Origin of the sequence: Polaribacter butkevichii, from assembly GCF_038024105.1 — a bacterium.
GTDB classification, from domain to species: Bacteria; Bacteroidota; Bacteroidia; order Flavobacteriales; family Flavobacteriaceae; genus Polaribacter; species Polaribacter butkevichii.
The window spans coordinates 1,107,748-1,132,500 of the sequence record NZ_CP150661.1 but is presented as its reverse complement, the minus strand read 5'-3'; the positions used below and the strand labels follow the sequence as shown (position 1 = coordinate 1,132,500).

Genomic DNA, 24,753 nt, shown 5'->3' with positions numbered 1-24,753 from the left:
GCTTCCCGCCGAAAGGCGGGAGCACAGACTCTTTATTTATAAGACGATTTAGATATTATTTTACCATATGTTAACTTATACTTTAGCAAAAGCTAAAGAGTTATGAGTTATAAGTGTTGAGTTATGAGTTGAAAAACTTTAAAACTTGGAACTTTAAACTTAGAACTAAAATCTTAGGGTGGTTATAGCATTGGGGCTCACCTCTTCCCATCTCGAACAGAGAAGTTAAGCCCAATCGCGCCGATGGTACTGCATTTATGTGGGAGAGTAGGTCGCCGCCTTTCTTTAATACGGACTAATGTCCGTATCTTTAAACCTCAATTCTTAACGAATTGAGGTTTTTTTATGCATGAAAATTAAGGGTATATTAGGATTTTACACTACCAAAAATAGTTTGACTCCATTTTTTAGACTATTAAGGTGTATACTTGTGCGGTCTGTTACTTTTATAGGTGATTTGCAATAACTTAAGCATATATATAGTTTACATAATCGTAAAATTGAATACGGACTAATGTCCGTATCTATAAACCTCAATTCTTAATGAATTGAGGTTTTTTTATGCGATAAATTTAACGAAATTGTTGTAATTGTTGGAAATTAAAGAGATGTGGGTTTAGGTTTTTGTAGTTTAGACTTGGTTCTGGCTTTATTCTTTAGTTTACCAGGGTGTTTTCGTGTTTTTTTTTGTGCTTTTTATGGGAATAGATTTACATTCTTATAAAAGGATGTATTTAGTTTAGAGGGAAATACTTTTCTGTTTGTAGAAAACTTGTTTTATTAGCTTTTTTAAGTTGCTTCTGTTGTTCGTTTTTTGGATTTATATATTAAGAACTCTTCATGTTGCTTGCGTGAAGGATTGAAGTGAAAAGCCCACAGTGAGGTACGAACGAGGACTTGCAACGTAAAGCCTGACCATTTTTACGATAATGGTTCTTGATTTATCTGTGGGGGTTTAAAAATGGGCACGCCATAATAGTTATTTATTTTTATTCTTGTAATGTTTTTTATATGCTTAGTTGTAAATACCTTTTTTTTGTTTTTAAATGAGAAGCACCATTTTTAGATAACAAAAAAGCAGGTATTAGCTTAATTTGCTTGATACCTGCTTTATTTGATCCTTAATTTTTTATTGAATAAACAATTAAAAAAAGACTGGTCTTTTTAATCTTATTCGACTTCAATTTTTAATTTCGAAACGATGTTATTAGATGCATTACCAACATGTATTACATAATTTCCGTTTTCTATATTCCAATCTGATATTGATTCATCATAAAAAGCTAAATCACTACTTTTAATTGTAATTTCTATGTTTTTAGAATTGCCTTTATTTATAAAAACTTTTTGAAAACCTTTTAACTCTTTTAGAGCTCTGTTAACTTTAGATTTAGGTTTACCAACATAGATTTGAACAACTTCTGATCCATCATAATTACCTGTATTAGTTACTTGGCACGTAACTTTTATGATATCGTTTTTAGAAAAAGATTTTTTATTAACTTTAACTTCAGATATTTTAAACGTACTATAAGATAAGCCTTCACCGAATGCAAATAAAGGTTTAATTTTTTTTGTATCATGCCAACGATATCCAACCAAAATTCCTTCTTTATAAATTTGATTGATACTATCTCCTGGATAAGAAATTTTTCCGAAACTGTGTGCTGCATTATCTTCTAATTTTTTAGGAAAAGAAAATGGTAGTTTTCCGGATGGGTTAACATCTCCACTAATAATATCTGCAATTGCATTTCCTGCTTCGCTACCTAAGTACCATGTTTGCATAATTGCTTTTACTTTATTATGCCAAGGCATTTCTACTGCATTACCACTTACTAAAATGACACTTGTATTTTGGTTTACGTTTGTAATTTCATTAATTAATTCATTTTGACCGAATGGAAGTCCGTATGATTGTCTGTCTCCTCCTTCACAATCTTGATGATGACTTTTATTTAAACCTCCAAAAAAGAGGACTACATCTGCTTTTGAGGCAACTTCTATGGCTTCTTTTTTAAGTTTTTCTGCATTTAATGTAGCAGGAAGCACTTTTGCATATACAGAAGGTCCTGACTCATAACCCATAGCATGAATTATGTTAGCATTTTTATAGCGTGCTTTTAAACCTTCTAATGGAGAAATTTCGTTTTTTGCTTTTAGCTCAGAAGAACCACCACCAATTGTCATAGATCTGGTTGCGTTTTCGCCAATTACAGCAATAGTTATTTTTTTAGTATCATTAATAGGAAAAAATGAATTTTCATTTTTTAGCAATACAATTCCCTCTGTTGCAATTTCTCTAGCTACATCTAAATGTTCTTGATTATTTGCTTTACCAAATTGACGATTTTTATTCATGGTGGTTCTGTACATTAAACGTAAAATTCTACGTACTTTATCGTTTAAATAAGATTCTTCTATTTCTCCTTTTTTTAATAATTCTAAAAAAGGATTGGCTAAATAGTAGTAATCATAGGCGTTTTTTGTACTTATGGTTAATCCATCTGTACCTGTACCCATTTCTATGTCTAAACCATATAAAGCAGCTTCTTTTGTATTGTGTGTTGCTCCCCAATCTGTAATTAATGCGCCATCAAATTTCCAATCTTCTTTTAATATTTTGTTTAATTTTTCATTGTGGCTGCAATATTGCCCTTTGTATTGATTATATGCACTCATTAAAGACCAAACTTTACCTTCTTGCACAGCGGCTTTAAAGGCAGGTAAATATATTTCATGTAACGCTCGGTCACTTACTTCTACGTTAATATGATCTCGCCAGTGCTCTTGGTTGTTTAATACATAATGTTTTACACAAGCTGCAACTCCGTTACTTTGTACTCCTTGTATATATGGTACCACCATTTTAGAACTTAAGTATGGGTCTTCTCCCATATATTCGAAATTTCTACCATTAAGAGGTGTTCTATAAATATTTACACCAGGCCCTAAGAGTACATCTTTTTTTCTATATCTAGCTTCTTCACCAACATTAACTCCGTATTTTTTAGAAAGTTTAGGGTTAAATGTGGCTGCTAAACAGGTTAAAGCAGGAAAAGCAGTGATAGAATCATTGGTCCAACCGGCATATCCCCAATCGTCCCAATTTATTTCACCTCTAACTCCATGAGGTCCATCAGACATCCAGATTTCTGGGATTCCTAGCCGCGGAACACCTGGTGTACTAAACTTTGATTGTGCATGACACATGGCTACTTTTTCTTCTAAAGTTAATTGTAGCAAAATTTTGTCGATACTTTTTTCAATTGATTGGTCTAAATTATTTTGAGCAGTTACTTGTTGAGAATTCATTTTTGCACTCATAACAAATAGGTAACCCATCATTAGAAATGATAAGTACCGGTTAAAAATATTTTTTTGTTTTGTCATTTTATAGATGATTTATAGACGTTATTTTGATTAAAAGCACCTTTTTATTTCTAAAAAGGTGCTTAATAAAAGTCCCCCAACTTTTATTTAATTTTGTATGATATAAGTTTCTCCTGTTAAATTTATATTTTTAGCAATGATGTTTTTTTGATTTTCTCTTTTTACAGTATTTTGAGCACCACCAACAGAAATTTTAATATTTTCTGATTTCACTTCCATTTTATGGCTAGTTAAATTAACAGAAGCCATTTGTTTTGGTGTAATTTTAAAAGGAACACTTTTTGTTTCTCCTGCTTTTAGATGGATTCTCTCAAAACCAAGTAATGTATTGATTGGATTAAAACCATCATCATCTCTAGTTAGATATAATTGTACCACTTCATCACCAGCTAAATTACTTGTGTTTTTTACATCAACGGTTACATTAATTTCTTCGGATGTTTTACTTTCTGATACCACTTTTAAATTAGTGTATTCAAAAGTAGAATAGCTTAAACCAAAACCAAAGTCATACAGTGGGTCTCCTTTAAAATAACGATATGTTTTTCCTTTCATATTGTAATCATCAAAGGCCGGAATATCGTTAATATCTTTATAAAAGGTTAATGGCAATCTACCAGCAGGGTTATAGTCTCCAAATAATACATCCGCTATAGCGGTACCACCAGATTGCCCTGGATACCATGCTTCTACAATTGCAGGAATGTTTTCTTGTTCCCAATTTATTGCTACTGCACTACCGTTTAATAAAACTAATACCATTGGTTTGCCTAATGTTTTTAGTTTTTTCATTAAATCTGTTTGTGCTTTTGGTAATTTAATATCTAATCTATCTCCTCCTTTAAAACCATCTACTTTTACTTTCATTTCTTCTCCTTCTAATAAAGGACTTAATCCCATACATAAGATAATAACGTCAGATTTTTTTGCTAATTGAATTGCTTCTTTTTCTAAATTATTATTAGGAGCTTCCCAAAGCAATTGCATCATAGCGTGCTCTGTATTTTCTTGTACATACTCTAATTTAATTTCATAAGGAATACCTGCTTTTAAATCTACATATTCGTATTCTTTCTTTGGGTGATGTACATCTTGTCTTGCAACTAATAATTTGTTATTAATATATAATTTCATTCCAGAAAACGCTTCGCCACCAATAGCGTAACTACCTGTTTTATCTACCGATAAGTAACCAGACCAACGTACAGAAAATTCATCTGCATTCATATCTTTAAAAGGCGCTTTGGTTCCCCAAACAAAATCAACATTTTTATCGATTACTTTATGAATAGGTTCTCCTGATAAATCTGTACTATTAAAGTATTCTGCATTTAAACCATTAGCATTCATTTCTTTTGATGTAAAGAGAACAGATGATGGTACAATGTTAAAAATAGGTAGGCCTTTAGCCAAAGGAGTTCCAACTGCATAATTTACTGCTGCATTTGGTAATTTATTTTGAATACCTTTTAACGGAGTAATTGCGTTTGATGGAAATCCATTATAATTACCTAATAAAGTTTCTAAATCGTTTGCATTAGGGCCAATAACTGCAATTTTTTGAATGTCTTTGCTTAAAGGAAGTATGTTTTTTTCATTCTTTAATAAAACAATAGATTTACGAGCCGTTTGTAGTGCTAATAATTTGTGTTTTTCAGAATCTACAATATCGTACGGAATTTTTTCGTATTTAACAGCTCCTTTTGGTGCAAATAAACCTAATTTCATTCTTGCTTTTATCAATCTTTCAACCGATACTTCTAGTTCTTTTTCTGTGATATACCCGTTTTTTACAGCTTCTACTAATGATGGGTAAGAATCGCCACAGTTTAAATCTGTGCCTGCCTGAACAGCCATTGCAGATGCTTCTTGTTTATTTTTACTTATTTCGTGTGCACCTTCATTGTAAAAATCTTTAATAGCCCAACAATCGGAAACGATATAACCTTTAAAACCCCATTCTTTTCTTAATAAATCACTTAATTCTGAATTACCACAACAAGGTAATCCGTTGTAACTATTATAGGCGCACATTACAGAGTATACGTTTGCTTGTTTAATTACTTTTTCAAACTGAGGGCTATATGTGTTTAACATATCAAATACAGTTGGTTCTGCATTAAAGCTATGTCTGCTAGCTTCAGGTCCGCTGTGTACAGCAAAATGTTTTGCAGTGGCAATTAATTTTAAGTATTTAGGGTCATCTCCTTGTAAACCTTTAATAAATTGAACGCCTAATTCTCCTGTTAAATAAGGGTCTTCACCATAAGTTTCCATTCCTCGTCCCCAACGAGGGTCTCTAAAAATGTTAATATTTGGTGTCCAAAAAGTTAACCCTTGATAAATTCTTCTTTTACCTCTAGCGGCAAATGCTTGATGTTTAGCTCTAGCTTCATCTGAAATAGCATCGGCAATATTAAACATTTGTTTTCTATCCCACATAGACGCCATACCTATTGCTTGTGGAAATACGGTACTTACACCAGCTCTGGCAACTCCATGTAAACATTCATTCCACCAATTATAGGCCGGAATTTCTAGTCGATCAATAGCAGGAGACTCATACCCCATAAGAGATACTTTCTCATCTAAAGTCATTAATGAAACTAAATTTTTTGCTCTTTCATCGAATGATGCAGTATCATTTTTATAAAGAGGTATTTTATCTGTACAGGAAACGATAAGCGCTATAATTAGTATTTTTATTACTACCTTCATTTTTTATTTGTGTATTTGCTGTTTTATTTATTATTCTAAACCTTGTAAAAATCCGGTATGTGCTTTTTTAATTTCGAAGTTTGAATCATATAATAAAGGCCATTCATTGGTGTTATTATATTGATTTATAATCCAAGAATCATCATCTTTCATACCCCAAACTGTAATGGCATATTTGTTTTCTAAAGGAATAGCATTGTAAACAGATACCACTTCTTTAACTTTATTTTTTTGAGCTATGGCTCTTTCAGTTGTAAAAGTTGTAATATCTTTATTTGGGTTTACGCGCACATCTAGTTCAGAGAAATGAAGTTTTAAATCTCTTTCTACCGCTTTATCAACAGCAGTTTTAATTTCATCAACCGAAGGGCTATTGTATTTAATGTGCATTTGAAAACCTACACCATCTATTGGAGTGTTATTTGCTTGTAAATCATCTATTAAATTAAATATTGCAGTTTGTTTTGTTTTATTTGTTGTTACCGCATAATCATTATAAAATAATAAAACATCCGGATCAGCTTCACGAGCAAATTGGAAACATTTAGCTACAAAATTGTCACCCATTTTTTGTCTATAAATAGAGTTTCTTAAGGCACCATTAGAATCATTAATAGCTTCGTTTACAACATCCCAAGAAGCAACTTTACCTTTATATCTTGTTAATACAGCTGTAATATAGTTTTTTACTTCTTGTTCAAACTCGGCATCTGTACCTGTATAATTTGCCAACCAATCTGGTGCAGACTCATGCCAAACTAATGCATGACCGTGAACATTAATTCCGTTTGCTATGGCATAATCTACAATGGCATCTGCTTTAGACCAATTATAGTTTCCTTTTGTAGGTTCTATAATATTCATTTTCATTTCATACTCGGCAGAAATACTTGAAAATTCATTTTTTATAATTTCATCGTACTTAGAACCATTTGTAAGTTGTTCTGCTTTAACAGCCATACCTACAAAGAAAGTAGTTGAAGCTTCTTTTAAAGATGTAGTTGGTTCTGGATCATTTCCTTCTAAAGTTGTTACTTGAATAACTGCAGAGTTTTTAGAAGTTTCGCTACTATTAATAGCTCTAACTCTATAAAAATAGTTAGTAGCTTCTTTTAAACCAATTACTTGTTCGTTTAAAGTTGATACAGGTTTTGCTTGGTATCCTGTTACATAGCTTTCAAATGTATTGTTTGTTGCAACATCTAATTCGTAATTATCTGCATCGTAAACACGGGTCCAACTTACTTTAAAACTGTTAGAATTTACATCTGTTGCGTTATTGATAATAGGACTTCCTAAAGCTATTGCTTTGGCAATATTACTATCATCGCCAGCATCTGCACAACTAGTTAGCGAAAAAAAACTACCTATAATAAGGATATAGATTGCATATTTAAATTTAATTTTCATTTTATTATCTTTTAAAGAGTTGCCCCAAAAAAGGGCAACTCGAGTTTAACTCAGTTACTTTTTAATGAATTATATTTTTTCTTTAAGTTCTATATCATCTATATAAAATGTACCTTGAGATACACCCATATCTAACACTAATCTTGTAGAAGCATCATTTGCTACAAAGTCCCAAGTTACTTGTTGCCATTCTGTAGTGGTAGTATAATCTACACCATATAAAGCACCAGCATCTGCATTTGTAGAAAAACGAAGTGTTACAGTTTCTCCTTTAATCCACATTGATGCAGTATATTCTTTACCTACCTCTGTAGTTACAGCATCACTTACAAATTGAGCGTCCCAAGAATTTCCGGCAGCAGGATTTACAACTTTTAAAGCTCTTGCACCACCATGAATTTCAGTTGTTTCTGCTGTCATTCTATCTGCACCATTCCACATTCCCCAGTTTTCAAAGTTATCTGAATCGCCTAATTCTAAATCTCCATTTAAAAGAATGTTTTTAGGTCCTGTAGGAGGCAGCGTAGAAGGTTGAACTGTTTCAAAAACTTGCCATTTGATATTATCAAATTGTACGGTAGAAGGATTAGGTGTACCAGAATTTTGACCAATACCTACCTTAACTTGGTTAATTGCAGCAGGGTTTGCGTCTCCATCACTTTGATTGCTTGGATCGTAATTTTTACCAAAATCAGCTACTATAGCCTCTACAGTTTGCCAACCATCTGCAGCAATTGTGTAATTTATTGCCCAGTTTACACCATCAGTATCTACTATAAATATTTCTATAACAGTTCCAATAGCTCCGTTAGCGTTAACTTGCATTAAAAATTTTACTTTTTCTGGGTTTGTTTCATTTAGCATTAATGCCCCTGCATCAGATTGTGAACCGTTGTAACCGTTAGCCGTTGCACCTACCCAAGTTAGTTCTGCATAATTGCCAGAAATACCACCTGCATTTTTATACTCTAAAGTGTTATAATCTCCATAAGCGATCCAATTATTATTAGGTCTTAAACCACCACCATCAAAATCTGCAATAATTAATTCTTCGAAACCTAAGTATATGTCTAATTGTTTTACAACACTACCACCTTTGGTAATAATTTCTAATTGACCACCTTGTGTTAAGTTTGCAGGTATTGTAAAAGATAATTGGGTAGAAGAAATTGTTTCAAAATTCATTGATTCTCCTTGATAGATAACATCTAATACATTGTTAAACCATTTACCATTTACGGTAACTGGTGTACCTACTGTAGGTCTTTCTGGATTAAATTTATTGATAGTGGGAACAGGTTGTAATATTTCAAAATCTGTTTGAAATGATGTTCCGTTTTCTTTTGTAAACGTAATTTTTTGTACTCCAAATCTACTTCCTTTGTCTTCATCAAAAGGAATAGAAAAAGAAATTGCTAAATTAGAATTAAAGACTGGGTTAAATAAAACATCCACTTTGCCATCAAAAGTAATGGTTTTAACATCTTGCAAGTCTACACCTTCTGCCATAACAACATCATCAGGAAAACCTTGGTTTTTATCTAGATCTGTGTTAGAAGTGTAAATTGCGTCTATATTAGGTTGTAATTGCTCGTCTTCATCACACGAAGTAAAAAGGCTTGTACTTGCTACAAAAAGAAACAAATACTTTATATATTTTAATTTTATTGTATTCATAATTTTTTATTTAATTGTTAAAATCAAAAGCTACGGGTTCTTCTAATAAAAGTGGATTTTTAGCTGTTTCTGCACTTGGTATTGGTAATAAAAAATCGGCTTGAGAAGGGGTTACTTTTTTAGAAGCAATAGTGTTTATGTTTCTGTCTTGATATACTCCTCTTTCTTGATTAGAAAGAATTTCGATAGCTTCTGTTCTGTCTCTTCTTATCAAATCGAACCAATAATCTCCCTCTACAACAAACTCTATTCTTCTTTCATTAAAAATATCAGATGAAGTTATTTCTGTTTTAGCATCTAATCCAGCTCTTTTTCTAACCGCATTAAAAGCATCTAATGCTTCTTGATCTGTAGTAGAAGTACTTGTACCTAATATACTTTCTGCATGTATAAGTAGAATGTCTGCGTAACGTAAAATATTGGTGTTAACTTCTGTAGACATAAAGCAAACATTACCTTCATCTGGCGATCCTACTACGTATTTTCTAAAACCGGCAAGTGTACTTGTCATACCATCATCTGGTACTGTATAACCACCTTCTGCGGTAACCAATTCAGGATAAAAGTTTCCTGGTTCCATAATGGTTCTATAACGTCTTAGATCTCCATTTTCATAAGCATTCATTAAATCTATACTTGGTTGAAATGTAGCCCAACCATCACCAACTTGAGTTAATTTTGGAGAAGCTGCTAAGTAAGCTTGATTTGCATTTTGGAATCCCCAATCTCCACAAGCTACCCATTGTAAAGCAAAAATAGATTCTGCATTATTGTTAAAAATTGGGTTAAATAAATCTTGATAATTTGGTAGTAAATTATACAAACCACTGTTTATAACTTTGGTAGAGTAATTATTAGCTTTGGCATAGTCTCCCATAGTAATATATACTTTAGCTAACATACCATCACAGGCAGATTTTGTTACACGACCTGCATTATTAGCATCCCAAGTTGTAGGTAATAAGCTATATGCTTTTTCATAATCTTTAATTAAAAAGGTATAGATATCTTCTGTTTTGTTTTTGTAGATAGGCTCTTTTGAATTAATTTGATCTACAGAATATATAATAGGTACAGGCCCCCAGATTCTTACCAAATAGAAATAAGCAGTTGCTCTCATAAAATACGCTTCTCCCATTACCTTATTGATAACTTCTTGAGAGACATTACTGCCAACTTTTGTTTCTAAATTATGTATTAACACATTTGCATTTGCAATTACGTTGTATAAAGAATCCCAACCTTCATTAGAAAATTGATTAGATCCGTTTACGGTAAAATTTTCAAATTGTGCTAAATCAGAGTAGCTACCAATTGCATTTCCTGCATATAAGTCTCCTATTGTAATTAAAAATTTTTCGTTAAAGTAAAACCAAGGATAACCATATAAAGGGCTTCCAGAGCTTAAAACTTGCTGATCTGTATTAAAAAAATTATCAACAGTTATTGCGTCTTCAGGTGATTGCTCTACAAAATCTTCTGAACAAGATATTGCAAACAATAAGGTGAATAATAGTATTATTTTATTTAGTTTCATAATATGATGTTTTATTCAATTAAAATTCAACTTTTACTCCAAGCATATATGTTCTAGGAATAGGATACCTACCGTTGTCTATACCCATCATCATAGAATTTTGGTTATATGCACCAATTTCAGGATCGTACCCAGAGTAGTTTGTAAAAGTGTATAAATTTTGAATGGTTGTATAAAGTCTTACTTTACTTATTAAGTTTTGATTAGTTAGTAAATTAGAAGGTATTGTGTACCCTAATGTTAGGTTTTGAATTCTTAAATAAGAACCATCTTCAATAAATCTATCAGAAACGCCTGCATTTCCGTTAGGGTCTCCAAACACAAATCTAGGTGTGGTGGTATTTGTATTTACACCTTCTATAAATCTGTTTTTTATAACTTTAGATTGATTTCCGTTTAACTCTAGCATTCCTTCAGTTAATTTACGAGTCCAGTTATAAACATCGTTTCCGTAAGAACCATTCATAGAAATACTTAAATCCCAATTTTTATAGTTTAAATTATTAGAAATACTAAATGTAAAATCTGGATGAGGATTTCCGATAAAGGTTTTATCAGCATCATCAATTTTACCATCTTCATTTATATCTTTCCATTTAATATCACCTAACCAAATACCTGTGTCTTTATTAATATCTCCTTGAGATGGACTTGCGTATAATTCTTCTTCTGTTTGAAATAATCCGTCAGAAACATAACCATAATAAAGACCTACTGGTTGACCAACAGCTGTTTTGGTTATTGTGTTGTTAAATTCTATAGTTTGAAATATTGCTGAATTATCATTAGATAATGAAACTAATTTGTTTTTGTATTTAGAGAATACAAAAGAAGAAGTCCAATTAAAGTTTTCTTTAGCAATGTTTCTAGTAGTTAATTTAATATCGATTCCTTTGTTTTCCATTTCACCTAAATTAACAAAAGGAGGTTGTAGGCCTAAATAGCTAGCAACATTATAAGCACCTAAATAACTAGGTAAAGGCTCTTGAAATAAGAAATCTGCAGATGTTTTTTTGTATAAATCAACATCTAAAGAAATACGGTTGTCTATAAAACCTAGTTCTAAACCAAGGTTTGTAGATTTTGTAGACTCCCATTTTACATCTGGGTTTGCAATATTTAGTTGGGTAAAACCAGTACCATAAGCTGTATTAACATTTCTTAATGCAGCACCATATTTATAACCTCCAATATTTTGGTTTCCTACCTCACCATAACCAATTCTAATTTTAGCTAAACTGATGATGTCATTTGTAGTTTCCATAAATTTCTCTTTACTTAACACCCAAGCGGCAGAGAAAGAAGGGAAGTACCCCCATTTATTATTGCTACCAAAGTTAGATGAAGCATCGGCACGCATTGTAGCTGTTAGTAAATATTTACCATCAAAAGCATAATTTAAACGTCCAAAATAAGACATTAAGCTCCAGGTACCTTTAGCGTTACCATTTCTAGCAGTTTCTGCATCACCTAAATTTATGGTAGTAACATCATTTGTTAAAAAGTCTCTTCTACTTAAACTTACATTTTCGTATTTAGATTCTTGTGCTTCTTGCCCAATCATTGCATTAATAGAATGGAGTCCTAAACTTTTATTGTAGTTTAAATAATTTTTAAAGATCCAATAAAAACTATCTGAATTAGACTTAGCAGAAGTAGCAACTGTGTTAATTTCGGTTCCCATTTCGTAAGTAGGGTTAAATACAGCTACTTTACTTGTATTATAATCGTAACCTAATTCTGTTCTAAAGGTTAAATCTTTTTTTAAAGTAAGTTCTCCAAACAAATTACCATTAATTTTAAAACGATCTAATTGATTGTTTCTAATTTCTGACCATGCAACAGGATTTCTACCATTACCAACACCAGAAACATCTGTAGGACCACCCCAATTTCCATCGGAATATTTAACAGGTATTACAGGCGATTGCCTAACAGCACTACTAATTACACCACTTTCATCATCATTAAAAGTAATATGTTCTCTAGATTTACTAAAGGTAAGGTTGTTACCAACTTTAAACCAGTCATTTACTTTATGGTCTACATTTAAACGCATAGAAACTCTATTAAAATCAGAATTTATAACAATACCATCTTGCTCAAAGTAGTTGATAGAAGTATAAAATTTTGTTTTTTCATTACCACCATTAACAGATATTTGATGATTCATAATTGGTGCAGATCTAAAAATTTCTTTTTGCCAATTTGTACCACTCCCTAATAAAGCAGGGTTTTGCAATTCTAAAGGAACAGATTGTCCACGAACCGCTGCAATTTCTTTATAGAACTCAGCATATTCTTGTAGATTCATTAAATCTAAGTAAGTAGGAGTACTTTGAAAACCAATATAAGACTCATAACTTATGGTTGATTTACCATCTTTACCTTTTTTTGTTGTAATTAAAACTACACCATTAGATGCTCTAGAACCGTAAATTGCAGTTGCAGAAGCGTCTTTTAAAACTTGCATAGATTCTATATCTGAAGGATTTATGTTTGATAATGCACTTACTTTAGTTTGCCCATTACCACCTCCTAAAGAAGAGAAAGAAAAAGAATCATTATTAGAATCTGCTTCTACAGGTACACCATCTATTACATATAAAGGCTCATTATTACCTGTTAAAGAGGTTATACCACGCACCCTAACAGAAACACCCCCACCTGGAGCACCAGAATTTTGCATTACTGTTACCCCGGCAACTTTACCTTGTAAAGCTTGATCTGCACCTGTAAAAGGTTGATCTTCTAATGCATCAGATTTTACTGTTGATATAGCACCGGTTAAATCACTTTTCCTTACAGCACCATAACCAATTATTACTATTTCTTCTAAAGATTCTGCATCTTCTATTAAATTAAAATTAAGTATTTTTTTACCATTTACATTTTCTTCTTGAGTTTTATAACCTATGTAAGTAACGATTAATGTTGCTGTAGCAGAAACATTTTTTAATGTATAATTTCCGTCAAAATCAGTTATAGCTCCGTTATTGGTTCCTTTTACTAAAATACTAGCACCTGGTAAGGGTTCTCCTTTAGTACTAACCTTACCTGTTACAGTTTGACCAAAAATTACGCTTCCGGATAATAATATCATCAGAAAAAATAATTTTTTTACCATTTTTTTGTTCATAATTAAATTTTTACTTTTCATTAAATAAACTTGTTTTGAATATAGAATAGCAATTTTACTAAATCGTTTTCTTTAAATTCAGATTAAAGGTATATTTATTAAAAAGTAAATTTTAACATTTTTGATGCATTCAATGGTACTATTGTCTCTTTATTATTAAAGTGTTGTTGTATAGGTTGTTAAGGGTGTTTGTTGTTACTATTATATCCCTAAATAGTATAATTTTAAACTTCAGTTGGTAATTTTCTAAATCGTTTTTTAAAACATTTGGTAAAATAAGAAGGAGAAGAAAAGCCAACTTTAAAGGTAATTTCACTAATTGAAAATTGTTTTGTCTCTAGCAATTGTTTTGCTTTTTCTAAGCGTACATTTCTAATAAATTCATTTACAGATGTGCCTGTAAGTGTTTTTAATTTTCTATATAGTTGACTTCTACTTAAAAACATTTGTTTTGCAAGTATTTCTGCACTTAAGTCTGCATCATCTATATGGTTTTCTATGTATTTTAATAGTTTTTGTATAAACTTATTGTCTAAAGAAGTAGTTTTTTCTTGTGTTTTATTAGATACGCCTGTATAAAATTTATTAAACATTATTTGTCTACTAGATAGTAATTGACATAATGTAGATTTTAAGAATTCCATATTAAATGGTTTGCTAATATATGCATCTGCACCAGAATCTATTCCTTTTATTTTGTCTTCGATCATAGATTTTGCAGTAAGCATAAGTAACGGAATATGACTTGTTTTTATGTTTGTTTTAACGGCTTTACATAAAGCAATTCCATCCATTTCTGGCATAACAAGGTCTGTTAAAATAATGTCTGGTAATTTAGAAATTGCTTTTTCTAAACCTATTTTACCATTTGAGGCTGTTATTATTTTATAAAAAGGACTTAATGATGATTTTAAATAGTGAGATAATTCAATATTATCTTCAACAATTAAAACTGTATAAGATTTATTATCAGATTCTTGTATTTTTGCAATTTCATTTTCTGGAATGATATTAGTTTGATTATCATTAATGTTTTCTGTAAGTTCTTCGTTATTTATTTCTTCTTTAACTTCTACATGTTCTGTTATTAAAGGTAGTGTTACTTTAAACTTTGTACCCTCGTTAACTTTACTACTTACGTCTATTTTTCCTTTATGTAGTTCTACAAAATCTTTAACTACTTCTAAACCAATACCGGTACTACCGTAATAACCTTTATTTAATTTATTTAACTGATAAAAACGTTCAAATATTTTTGTGAGTTCTTTTTTATTTAATCCTGCTCCTGTGTCTTGCACTACAATTTCAAAGGCTTCTACTTTTTTAATTTCGTTAAACAGTTCTAAGTAAACTGGTTTTTTGGTTTTTTGAGCGGAAATAATAATTTTACCTTTATCTGGAGTTACTTTAAAAGCGTTAGAAATAATGTTAAACAAAACTTTTTCTATCATTTCTTTGTCTATGTATGATGTAAAAAGGTCTTCGTTAGAAGTAAACACTAAATCTATTTTTCTATGAGAAGCTTCTTGCTTAAAATGGCTAACTAAATCTTTAACAAAACTTACTATTTCTATATTTTTAGATTGTAAACTAATTTTATTAAATTTTAGTTTTCTAAAATCCATCAGTTCATTAATCAGTCTATTTAATCTATCTGCATTTTTTTGTACAATTTGTAGTTTTTCGTTTGCTGCCGTAGGTAAATTAAGATTTTTATCTTTTATTAAATCTTGTAAAGGGTTTAATATTAGGGTTAGTGGCGTTCTAAACTCGTGAGAAATGTTTGTAAAAAATTGTAATTTTTTATCGTTTAACTTTTCTTCTTGTATTCTTTTATCTCGTTCAAATTCAACGGCTTGTTTTTCTTTAAAACGCTCTTGTAGCAGCCAGTTTGTTAAAAACATCAAAGCTAAAAATACTAAAAAGTATAAAAAATAAGCAAAGTTACTAGCGTACCAAGGTGGTAATATTTTAATATAAAGTTTTAGAGGTGTTTTGTTCCACACACCATCATTATTGGCAGCTTTTACGTTAAAAGTATAGTTGCCGGGAGATAAATTAGTATAGGTAGCATTTTTAGCATTACCTACAAAATTCCATTCAGGATCTACTCCTTCCATAAAATAGGCATATTTGTTTTTTTCTGGTCGCGTATAATTTAAACCTATATAATCTATGGTAAATACAGATTGATTACTATTTAATACTATTTTTTTTGTGTAGGTGATAGATTTAGATAGGGGAGAGTTTTGATCACTTGGTTTAACCGATTTATTAAATAATTTAAAATCAGTAAAAAACAATTTAGGTTCTGTTGTATTCTTTTTTAATTTATCTGGATTAAAATAATTTACTCCCAAATAATTACCAAAGTAGAGTTTACCTTGGCTATTTTTAAAGACTGCATTATAATTAAAATCATTTGCTAACAAACCGTCATCTTTAGTAATATTAAAGGCGGTATTGTTTTTTCTGTCTAATTTTGTAATTCCGCCAGTACCCGCAACCCAAATATTATTATTATTACTTTCTATGATAGAGCTTACGTATAGTTCGTTAAAACCGTCTATTTTATTATACCAATTAAATTTTTTTGTGGTTTTATTGTAACTAAATAAGCCTCCGCCATCGGTTCCTATCCAGATAAGTTTGTCATTAGATTGATAAATAGATAGAATTCTGTGTGTACTTGTATGGTTTCTAAGCTTAACAGACATTTTATCTCGTAAAGAAATTACTTGAAATTTGTTGTCTTTAAGTTGTTTAATTTGAAATAACCCGTTTAGGGTTCCAAGCCATATATCATCATCTATGTCTACAAAAACTCTACGTATATCTTCATCATTTAAATTCCAATCTAAAAAAGGTTGGGTATTACAATGTGTAATTGTATTGGTTTTTGGGTCTAAATAATGCAGTCCTTTTAAAAAAGTACCAATCCAAATTTTACCTTTAGAATCTTCTTGTATACTTAAAACTCTATTTGATTTAAGATTACTATTTTGGGTAGAATAATTTATGTTTTGTTTGGTTTTTATATTAATCTTGGTTAAACCACTGGTCCAAGCACCTAACCACACCTGGTCTTTTTTGTCTATATAAATGGCGGTAACATCATTGCTTAAAATTTTACCATATTTAGAAGTTTCTTTGTTATTTATATGAATAAATTTGCCATTCTCTTTGTTAAAAACATCAACACCACCACCATCTGTGGTAATCCATAGTCTATGTTGTTTATCTTCTTTAATACCTGTAACAGAACTAGATTGTAAAGAATTTGTATTATTATTTAAACATTCTATTGTATTAAATTTAGTATATAATTTATCGATTACAGAAACACCTTGATTATAAAAACCTAACCAAATTCTTTGTTCTCTATCTACTAATAAAGACCAAACTGAATTAGATTTTAAACTAGTGTCATCAAATTTATTATGGAGGTATTGTTTAAGAATTTTACCATTTTTATTTACTATAATTAAACCTTCGTTTTCTGTTCCGCAAATAATTGTGTTTTCGAATTCTGTGATTGATAATATTCGTTTATCTGTAATATTATAGGTAGAAACTGTTTTTTGAGGCTTTTTTAAATCTATTTTTAATAGGCCATTTCTTTGAGTTCCAATCCACAAGTTATCATTACTATCAATGTATTGAGATTCAATTAACTGGTTTTTAGTTAGTTGTTTTGTGTTTGTTTTTTTTTCTTTAGGTAGAAAATTAAATTGATAAAGACCTTCTGAAGTACCTATAAAAAAATCTTTTTCTTTAAATTTAATAATTGAATTTACTAAAAAACCATTATGATGTGATTTTGTAAAAGGAAGTTTTTTTGATTTATAGGTAGATTTATTAAACAGAAATAAACCATGACCATAAGTACCAAGAATAAGTTCTTTTGTATTTGCTTCTGCAATAGATTTAATTTGAATGGAGTAATTTTCTGTTGCAGGAAAAGCACTGTTTAAATCTATTCTTTTAAAATTATCAGATTCTTTATTATATAAATTAAGTCCTTCATCGGTAGTTATCCATAATTTACCTGTACTATCTTCAAAAATAGCGTTTATAAATCCACTATTTATAGAGTTATAATTATCCCAATGGTATTCATACAATTTATAAGTAATACCGTCATAACGATACAAACCAGCTCCATTGGTACCAAACCATAAGAAACCTTCTTTATCTTGCTTTATTGCTGTTACAGCTCGTTTTGTTATGCCTTCTTTTATTTCAACAAATTTAAAATTAGAAATTTGTTGAGAAAAACAATAATTAAAAGAGCAAATAATAAAAATTAAAAAAGTTGTTAATTTAAAATATTTAATCATTTTAATTAATTGGTATTAGGTTGGTTGAGTTTAAAGAGTAAAAATATTAAAATATTAAAAAACAGCTAAAACAATTTACCCAAAAAGTATCACTAAAATCTCATTTAAATTATTTAAAGCGTTAATTTACAAAAGGTTTTGTAAAACTATAGCTAAAAAGTTGAATTAGACCTTTTTTCTAATGTAAGTTAAACAATTTACAGTTTTAATTAATTTATTTTACTATCTTTTTATAGATAGTATAATTTTTTATGCTCTAAAATAAATGTTTAAGTTAATTTCAAAAGAAGTATTATTAATTGCACAATACTTTATTTTGTTTCAAACAAAAAGCCTAGAATTTAATCTAGGCTATCTTTTTAAATAATAAATTTTATGATCTATAAATTTTATCGAATAAATCTTTATAGATTTCTTTAATAACTGCTCGTTTCATTTTCATGGTTGGTGTTAAATGACCATCTTCTATAGACCAAACTTCTGGTGTAAGTTCAAAACGTTTTATTTGTTCCCATTTACCAAAGTTTTTATTACATTTATCTACTTCTTTTTGAATACGTTTTATAACGATGTCAGAAGCTACTATTTCTTTATTTGTAGTACCAATATTTAAGTTTTTATGATGAATCCATTCTTTAATGAAATCAAAATTTGGTTGAATAAAAGCTGCGGGCATTTTTTCACCTTCACCAATAACCATTACCTGTTCTATAAATAAAGATTGTTTAAGTTCTCCTTCTAATAATGGTGGAACTACATATTTACCTCCAGAAGTTTTAAACATTTCTTTAGTTCGTCCAGTAATTTTTAAAAAGCCATCAGAATCAAATTCTCCCTTATCACCGGAGTAAAAATAATCACCTTTTATTACGTTTGCGGTTCTTTCATCGTCTTTGTAATATCCTAACATTACATTAGGGCCTTTTATTAAAATTTCGCCATTCTCTGCAATTTTTACATCAATACCATCAATAATTTTACCTACAGTTGCAACTTTAAAACCTCCATTTCTTTCGTCGTTAACAGAGATTACAGGCGATGTTTCAGAAAGACCATAACCTTCCATTATTGGCATTCCTGCTGCTGCAAAAACTCGTGTTAATCTTGGTTGTAATGCTGCACTACCAGATACCATTAATTTTAATTTACCACCTAAAACGGCTTGCCATTTAGAAAAAATTAATTTTCTAGCTAACTTTAATTGTAGTTCATACCACCAACCGTTTACTCCATACGGTTCGTATTTTAAACCTAAATTTACAGCCCAAAAGAACAACCCTTTTTTAAACCCCGTTAACGTTTCTCCTTTTAAAATTATTTTATCATAAATTTTTTCGTACAAACGTGGTACGGCGGTCATAACGTGTGGTTTTACTTCTTGTGCATTTTCGGCAAGTTTTTCAATAGATTCAGCAAAATAAATAGAAACACCACAATATTGATATAAATATAAAATCATGCGTTCAAAAATATGGCAAATAGGTAAAAAACTTAAACCTACAGATTTACCATAATCAAACGGTACCCGTTTTTCTGAACTTAAAACATTGCTAACAATATTTTTATGAGAAAGCATTACACCTTTAGGTTTACCTGTTGTACCAGATGTGTAAATTAAAGTAGCTAAATCATCTGTTTTTACATTGTTTTTTCTTTCGTCAAGGATATGTTGATTGCTTTTATCTTTTCCAGATTCTATAATTTCATTCCAACTTTTTTCACCTTTAATATCATCAAAAGTATAAACAGCTATTAAATTGGTTTCTTTTTTTATTTTATTTACCTTTTTTAAAACATCTTTATCTGAAACAAAACAATAAATTGCCTCAGAGTGGTTTAAAATATATGCGTAATCTTCTTCCGAAATAGTAGGGTAAATAGGTACATTTTGTGCTCCTGTTTGTAAAACTCCGATATCTAAAATATTCCATTCTGTTCTATTTGTAGATGAAATTACGGCAATTTTATCGTTAGGCTTTATGCCTAGATTAATTAATCCTCGACTAATTCGGTTGGCTTGATCTACATATTCTTGTGTTGTAATAGATTTCCAGCTACCATTTATTTTAGATGTAAACGCTTTTTCTAAATTATAGGTTTCTAATTGATAATAAGGAAAATCGAATAATCTTGTAATTTCTACTGCCATAGTTTATCATTTGAATAGGCAAATTAGGAATTTTTGATTGATTTAACAAATACTTATTATAAGAGTTCTTTATTGTGAATAATTTAATATTTATACTACATTATTTATTTATTAATAATGATTAATATATTTACTTAAATTGTTGTCTTATAGTACTAATTCTATTTTTAGAGAAACTTTGTTTAAAGAGTGTTACGTTACTTAAAAATGAGTTAAATATTAAAAAAGTGTTGTTTAAAAATGAAAAACTAGCTTTTTTGTTAAAAAAAGCTAGTTAGTGTTGGTGTTAGTTAGCCCCCTAATTCTAACTATTCCATTGTGGGTGCAATTTATAATTTATTAATGAATAAGAAATAGGTATAAATACCTGTTTTATAATAATTTTATTTGCTGCACTATTTTAAATGTTTTATGAGGCCATTTTGGTGCTTTTTATTTAGCAGAAAATTATAGGTTTTATAGTTATTACATAAGAAAAAAATGTAATTTTATAGGAAAAGAGAGTAAAGAAGAATAGTGTTTTTAAACCTTTAAAAGTTGTTTTACGTTATAATAATGTTGATAATTAATTGATAGTTTTCTAAAAATAAAAAACTAGCTTTTTTATTTAAAAAAAAGCTAGTTAGTTTTGGTTTTTGTTAGCCCCTTAATTCTAACTATCTCCATTATGGGTGCAATTTATAATTTAAAAAACAATAAAATACAGGTAGAAATACCTAATTTTTATCAATGGAAGTTTTATTGAAGCTTTTTCCGTTAATTTTGGTGTACTTAGCGTCTATTTCATAAGCTACGTGCATGTTTGTAATGTTAAAATCACCCGAAACTTTCATGTATTTAATATTTAAATCCTCTTTAAAAGTTGTGTTATTAAATGATACTCCATTAGAAAAGTTAGTATATTTAAAGGTTGCAGTGTCTTTAAATAAAGCATTGTTAAAACTTACATTATTACTAAATTTGGCATATTTAAAAGTTGCAATTTCATTAAAAATGGTATTCGAAAAGCTAATTTTATTGTCAAATTTGGCATACTTAAAGGTGCTGTCATCATTAAAGGAAGTTCCAGAAAAATCAGTTTTTCTTTCAAAACGAGAGTATTTAAACATGGCTTTATGCTTAAAAATGCAGTTTTTAAAAATAGTTTCATCTTTAAAACTAGCTGTATATGTAAGTCCAGATGCTTCATTGGGTATATAAGCTAAAACATCATCTTTAAAAGTGCAGTTTATAAAAGAAATACGAACGTCTATTATTTTTTTAATTTCGTTTGTAGAACTATTTGAGCTCCAATTAAACCAGCTACTTTTCTTTTTAATGGGCATTTTTTTTACAGCATCATCCATATAAGTAAAATCTAAAACACCAATAATAGTTGCGTTGTTTATAGAAATTGCTTTACCTGCTTTTATATCTTTCATAATATCAGAGGCTTTTACTTTTTTCTGAGCAAGAGCAACTGTAGTTATAAAAAGAAAAGAGAATGCTAGCAGTGTAATTTTATTTTTCATTTTTTAAGGCATTAAAAGGTTTACATTATAATGACCTATTTTTTTAAAAGTTGTGACACTATTTTAAATATTATTGAAAAATATTTTTTCTTAAACGTAAAAAAGACCAAATAATTAAATTTGATCTTTTTAGACTCATAGCAATCTATTAAAAATAAATTCACATAAATATTTCCCCCAAAACATTTATTATGTTATTAATAATGCCGCAAAAATAATAAGAGTTATTGCTATAATGTTGTAAAAAATCGTAATTATAAATCTTTAGAATATGACTTTATAAGCGGATACTCATTTTTAAAGTAAGACTTAGGAGATTCTGGCATAAATAACTTAAAGTCTTTTAAAAAATGAGAATGATCGTAATAATTGTATTTATGTATGAGGTCTTTTAAACTTAATTTTTTGTCTTCGTATTTACGCATAAGCTTTGTAAAGCGAGATAACCTAATAAATTTACCCGGAGTTATACCAATAATTTTTTTAAATTTTGTTTCTAATGATTTTTGTGAAAAAGGTAGTATTTTTAGTAAATCTAAAACATTAATCATGCCTTCATTTTTATCAATATAGGCAATTGCTTTATCTATATGTTTTACATCTTTATCATCAATTAACTCTAAACTTTCTATAAACGCTATAATGTTAGTTATAAAACTAGAAGGGTCTTGTTTATAATTTAAAAAAAATGGATTCATTCTTTTAAATAAATCTTTATCAATTTCTATTAAAGGAACAAGTCTATTGGTTAAGGTAGAAATATCTATTTGTAGTATTTTATATAAAGCTGTTGGGTGTAAATTAATGCCTACATTATAACTTTCGTCATTTACATGATAATGATAAGTGCTTGAAAATTGGCCACTTACTGTAAGTCCTTGTAAAGGTGTTATTTTCTTATTAAAAAGAACTGTTTGGTTTTTACTAAAAATATATACAAGTGATGGTAAGCCAATAGGTATTATAATTGTTTTAAAAGGTAAATCTTCTTTTGTAAAAGAGATACTAAATAAATTATTTACGATACCTCTAGAATCTTTTTTATCTAGAAATTTAAAATTCATGCTTTTTTAAGGTGATTTTTATTTAGGAAACTTTGTTTTTTAGAAAGGATATCTCTTGATTATTCTTTTTAAGAATGTATACATTTGTATCCAATTTATCATTGGCAAGTGCCCAACATAAAGTTTTTTAAAAGCTCATAAATTAATTAAATATTTAAATTAGTGGGTAAATATAAAAGAATTCGTCACAATTTAAAATAGGTGTAGTCTTTTACGTAGTAATAGCGTAGTTATAAAATTAGAACTAACAAGAATAAACGAATTATAAAATAGAAATTATGAAAATAAAAATTATCACTCTTGTAATCTCCTTACTATTTATAAATACTCATGTAAGTGCACAAACAACAATAAAGTTAGAGAATGATTTTGATAAAGTTATTGTTAGTCCACATATAGAAGCAATCTTTAAGAAAGGAGCTGTACCAAGCATTATAATTGAAGATATTTCAGTACCAATAGAAAAATTTAAATATGAATTAAATAAAGGAACACTGCAAGTGTATTTAGAAGGTGCTAAAACATATACTAAAAATAAAAAGGTAACTAATAATTATCAGAAGAAAGTACCTTTATATAATAATAGAGTAGTAAAAGTTATTATTACGTATGTAGATGTAAAAATATTTTCTTTACGAGGTGAAGAGAAAATTACATTTCAAACACCTCTTGTTCAAGATGAATGTAAATTACGTATATACGGTAAATCCGAAGTTACAATAAAGAAAATGGATGTAGATAAATTAGATGTTTCTATTTATGGTGATAGTTTTTTAAATATAGAAAAAGGAACCATTAATAAACAAAAAATAACTGCTTACGGACCTAGTAAAGTTATGGCTGTAGATGTAGTTTCAAAAGAAACTAAAATAACGGCTTACGGAGATGGAACTTTTCAGTTTAACGTGTCCGAAAAAATAAAAGTAAATTCTTACGGAGAATCTACAGTACTTTATAAAGGAGGTGCACAATTAAAAAAAGGAATTGTTATAGGAGAATCTACGATACGTAAACTCCTTTAGTTTAAAATTTTATTATAAAATAGTATAAAAAAAACCTTGAATTTAAACTCAAGGTTTTTTTATGCTTTCTAATTCTTAATTTAATGTTAATTATAGTTAAAAAAAGACCTTCTAGATAACATAATCTTACCCTGCTTTAGATTTTTAGAAGCAATATACTAACGTTCAAAACACGTTATTTTAACTTAATGTTTTTTGCTTTGTAGCCAATTGTAATACTAAACATAACTACAAAATGAAACACAAATTTTTAAGTGATTTTTTAATTTTAATCTTACTATTTCTGGGGACAGCAGTTTTTTCTCAGCAAGTTTTAAAGGGAAAGGTGGTAGATGAAACTGGAGCTTTATTACCGGAAGCAAGTGTTCGTGTATTAAAAGAAAATAAATGGACAACCACTGATTTTGATGGAAATTTTAAGATAGAGTATAAAGATGAAAAAAGTATCATTAGAAAAAGTGAACTTTTTAAATGCAACTACAGATGAAGAAAAATTAGAATTAATTTTAACTCAAAAGTATTTAACGTCTTTTTTACAAGGAGGATGGAAAATGTACTTTGATCATTTAAGAACAGGGGTTCCTGAGTTTCCTTATTTAGGTTCAGACACACCACCAACAAGATGGATTTATCCTTTAGACGAATACAATAACAATTCAGCAAATGTAACTGAAGCTATTGAAAGACAATTTGGAGGTTCTAACGACGGAATTAGAGAAATTACTTGGTGGTTAAAATAAAAGAATAAAAATAGAGAAGGTCGTAATTTTTACGGCCTTCTTTTAATTAAAAA

13 protein-coding genes and 1 rRNA gene are annotated in these 24,753 nt (G+C 29.3%); 4 read left to right on the top strand and 10 right to left on the bottom strand.

What is annotated here, in order from left to right:
* The first annotated feature begins 174 nt into the window (after window positions 1–174).
* Window positions 175–284 (top strand): 5S ribosomal RNA (gene rrf, locus WG951_RS04565).
* An 886-nt stretch (window positions 285–1,170) separates the two neighbouring features.
* Here the strand turns inward: rrf and WG951_RS04560 are convergent.
* From WG951_RS04560 to WG951_RS04515, 10 genes are all read right to left on the bottom strand, one after another.
* Window positions 1,171–3,315, bottom strand: a complete 2,145-nt coding sequence (locus WG951_RS04560) for a beta-glucosidase family protein (RefSeq protein WP_245893507.1) — start codon at window positions 3,313–3,315, stop codon at window positions 1,171–1,173.
* A 165-nt stretch (window positions 3,316–3,480) separates the two neighbouring features.
* Window positions 3,481–6,111 (bottom strand): glycoside hydrolase family 3 protein, encoded by a 2,631-nt coding sequence (locus WG951_RS04555; RefSeq protein WP_105049016.1) that lies wholly within the window; start codon window positions 6,109–6,111, stop codon window positions 3,481–3,483.
* 30 nt (window positions 6,112–6,141) lie between these two features.
* Window positions 6,142–7,521: an endo-1,4-beta-xylanase gene (locus WG951_RS04550; RefSeq protein WP_105049015.1), complete on the bottom strand. Its 1,380-nt coding sequence runs from the start codon at window positions 7,519–7,521 to the stop codon at window positions 6,142–6,144.
* A gap of 69 nt (window positions 7,522–7,590) precedes the next feature.
* Complete coding sequence (locus WG951_RS04545) at window positions 7,591–9,198, bottom strand: carbohydrate binding domain-containing protein (protein ID WP_105049014.1); 1,608 nt, start codon at window positions 9,196–9,198, stop codon at window positions 7,591–7,593.
* Window positions 9,199–9,208: 10 nt separating this feature from the next.
* Window positions 9,209–10,735, bottom strand: a complete 1,527-nt coding sequence (locus WG951_RS04540) for a RagB/SusD family nutrient uptake outer membrane protein (protein WP_105049013.1) — start codon at window positions 10,733–10,735, stop codon at window positions 9,209–9,211.
* A 19-nt stretch (window positions 10,736–10,754) separates the two neighbouring features.
* On the bottom strand, window positions 10,755–13,838 hold the full coding sequence (locus WG951_RS04535; RefSeq protein WP_245893506.1) for a SusC/RagA family TonB-linked outer membrane protein: 3,084 nt from the start codon (window positions 13,836–13,838) through the stop codon (window positions 10,755–10,757).
* A 260-nt stretch (window positions 13,839–14,098) separates the two neighbouring features.
* A complete protein-coding gene (locus tag WG951_RS04530; protein WP_105049012.1) occupies window positions 14,099–18,214 on the bottom strand; it encodes a hybrid sensor histidine kinase/response regulator in 4,116 nt (1,371 codons plus the stop codon).
* Window positions 18,215–18,587: 373 nt separating this feature from the next.
* Window positions 18,588–20,363 (bottom strand): AMP-dependent synthetase/ligase, encoded by a 1,776-nt coding sequence (locus WG951_RS04525; RefSeq protein WP_105049011.1) that lies wholly within the window; start codon window positions 20,361–20,363, stop codon window positions 18,588–18,590.
* A 716-nt stretch (window positions 20,364–21,079) separates the two neighbouring features.
* Entirely contained in the window at window positions 21,080–21,874 is a 795-nt protein-coding gene (locus tag WG951_RS04520; RefSeq protein ID WP_105049010.1) for a pentapeptide repeat-containing protein, read from the bottom strand.
* Between the two features lie 254 nt (window positions 21,875–22,128).
* Complete coding sequence (locus tag WG951_RS04515) at window positions 22,129–22,938, bottom strand: helix-turn-helix domain-containing protein (protein ID WP_105049009.1); 810 nt, start codon at window positions 22,936–22,938, stop codon at window positions 22,129–22,131.
* Between the two features lie 278 nt (window positions 22,939–23,216).
* Here WG951_RS04515 and WG951_RS04510 point away from each other — a divergent pair, with 278 nt between their 5' ends.
* From WG951_RS04510 to WG951_RS04500, 3 genes are all read left to right on the top strand, one after another.
* Window positions 23,217–23,960 carry a head GIN domain-containing protein gene (locus WG951_RS04510; RefSeq protein ID WP_105049008.1) on the top strand — a complete coding sequence of 248 codons (744 nt, stop codon included), beginning with the start codon at window positions 23,217–23,219 and terminating at the stop codon, window positions 23,958–23,960.
* 235 nt (window positions 23,961–24,195) lie between these two features.
* Window positions 24,196–24,447, top strand: coding sequence for a carboxypeptidase-like regulatory domain-containing protein (locus WG951_RS04505; RefSeq protein WP_105049007.1), 252 nt, complete (start codon window positions 24,196–24,198; stop codon window positions 24,445–24,447).
* A complete protein-coding gene (locus tag WG951_RS04500; protein ID WP_105049006.1) occupies window positions 24,395–24,700 on the top strand; it encodes a SusD/RagB family nutrient-binding outer membrane lipoprotein in 306 nt (101 codons plus the stop codon). The genes WG951_RS04505 and WG951_RS04500 overlap by 53 nt, the downstream gene beginning before the upstream one ends.
* The last annotated feature ends 53 nt before the right edge of the window (window positions 24,701–24,753 follow it).

Bases quoted from the DNA above. Each gene is read 5' to 3' on its own strand.
- WG951_RS04525 (WP_105049011.1), bottom strand. From the start codon at position 20,363: ATGGCAGTAGAAATTACAAGATTATTCGATTTTCCTTATTATCAATTA.
- WG951_RS04535 (WP_245893506.1), bottom strand. From the start codon at position 13,838: ATGATATTATTATCCGGAAGCGTAATTTTTGGTCAAACTGTAACAGGT.
- WG951_RS04530 (WP_105049012.1), bottom strand. From the start codon at position 18,214: ATGATTAAATATTTTAAATTAACAACTTTTTTAATTTTTATTATTTGC.
- WG951_RS04545 (WP_105049014.1), bottom strand. From the start codon at position 9,198: ATGAATACAATAAAATTAAAATATATAAAGTATTTGTTTCTTTTTGTA.
- WG951_RS04555 (WP_105049016.1), bottom strand. From the start codon at position 6,111: ATGAAGGTAGTAATAAAAATACTAATTATAGCGCTTATCGTTTCCTGT.
- WG951_RS04500 (WP_105049006.1), top strand. From the start codon at position 24,395: ATGAAAAAAGTATCATTAGAAAAAGTGAACTTTTTAAATGCAACTACA.
- WG951_RS04510 (WP_105049008.1), top strand. From the start codon at position 23,217: ATGAAAATAAAAATTATCACTCTTGTAATCTCCTTACTATTTATAAAT.
- WG951_RS04505 (WP_105049007.1), top strand. From the start codon at position 24,196: ATGAAACACAAATTTTTAAGTGATTTTTTAATTTTAATCTTACTATTT.
- WG951_RS04515 (WP_105049009.1), bottom strand. From the start codon at position 22,938: ATGAATTTTAAATTTCTAGATAAAAAAGATTCTAGAGGTATCGTAAAT.
- WG951_RS04540 (WP_105049013.1), bottom strand. From the start codon at position 10,735: ATGAAACTAAATAAAATAATACTATTATTCACCTTATTGTTTGCAATA.
- WG951_RS04520 (WP_105049010.1), bottom strand. From the start codon at position 21,874: ATGAAAAATAAAATTACACTGCTAGCATTCTCTTTTCTTTTTATAACT.
- WG951_RS04560 (WP_245893507.1), bottom strand. From the start codon at position 3,315: ATGAATTCTCAACAAGTAACTGCTCAAAATAATTTAGACCAATCAATT.
- WG951_RS04550 (WP_105049015.1), bottom strand. From the start codon at position 7,521: ATGAAAATTAAATTTAAATATGCAATCTATATCCTTATTATAGGTAGT.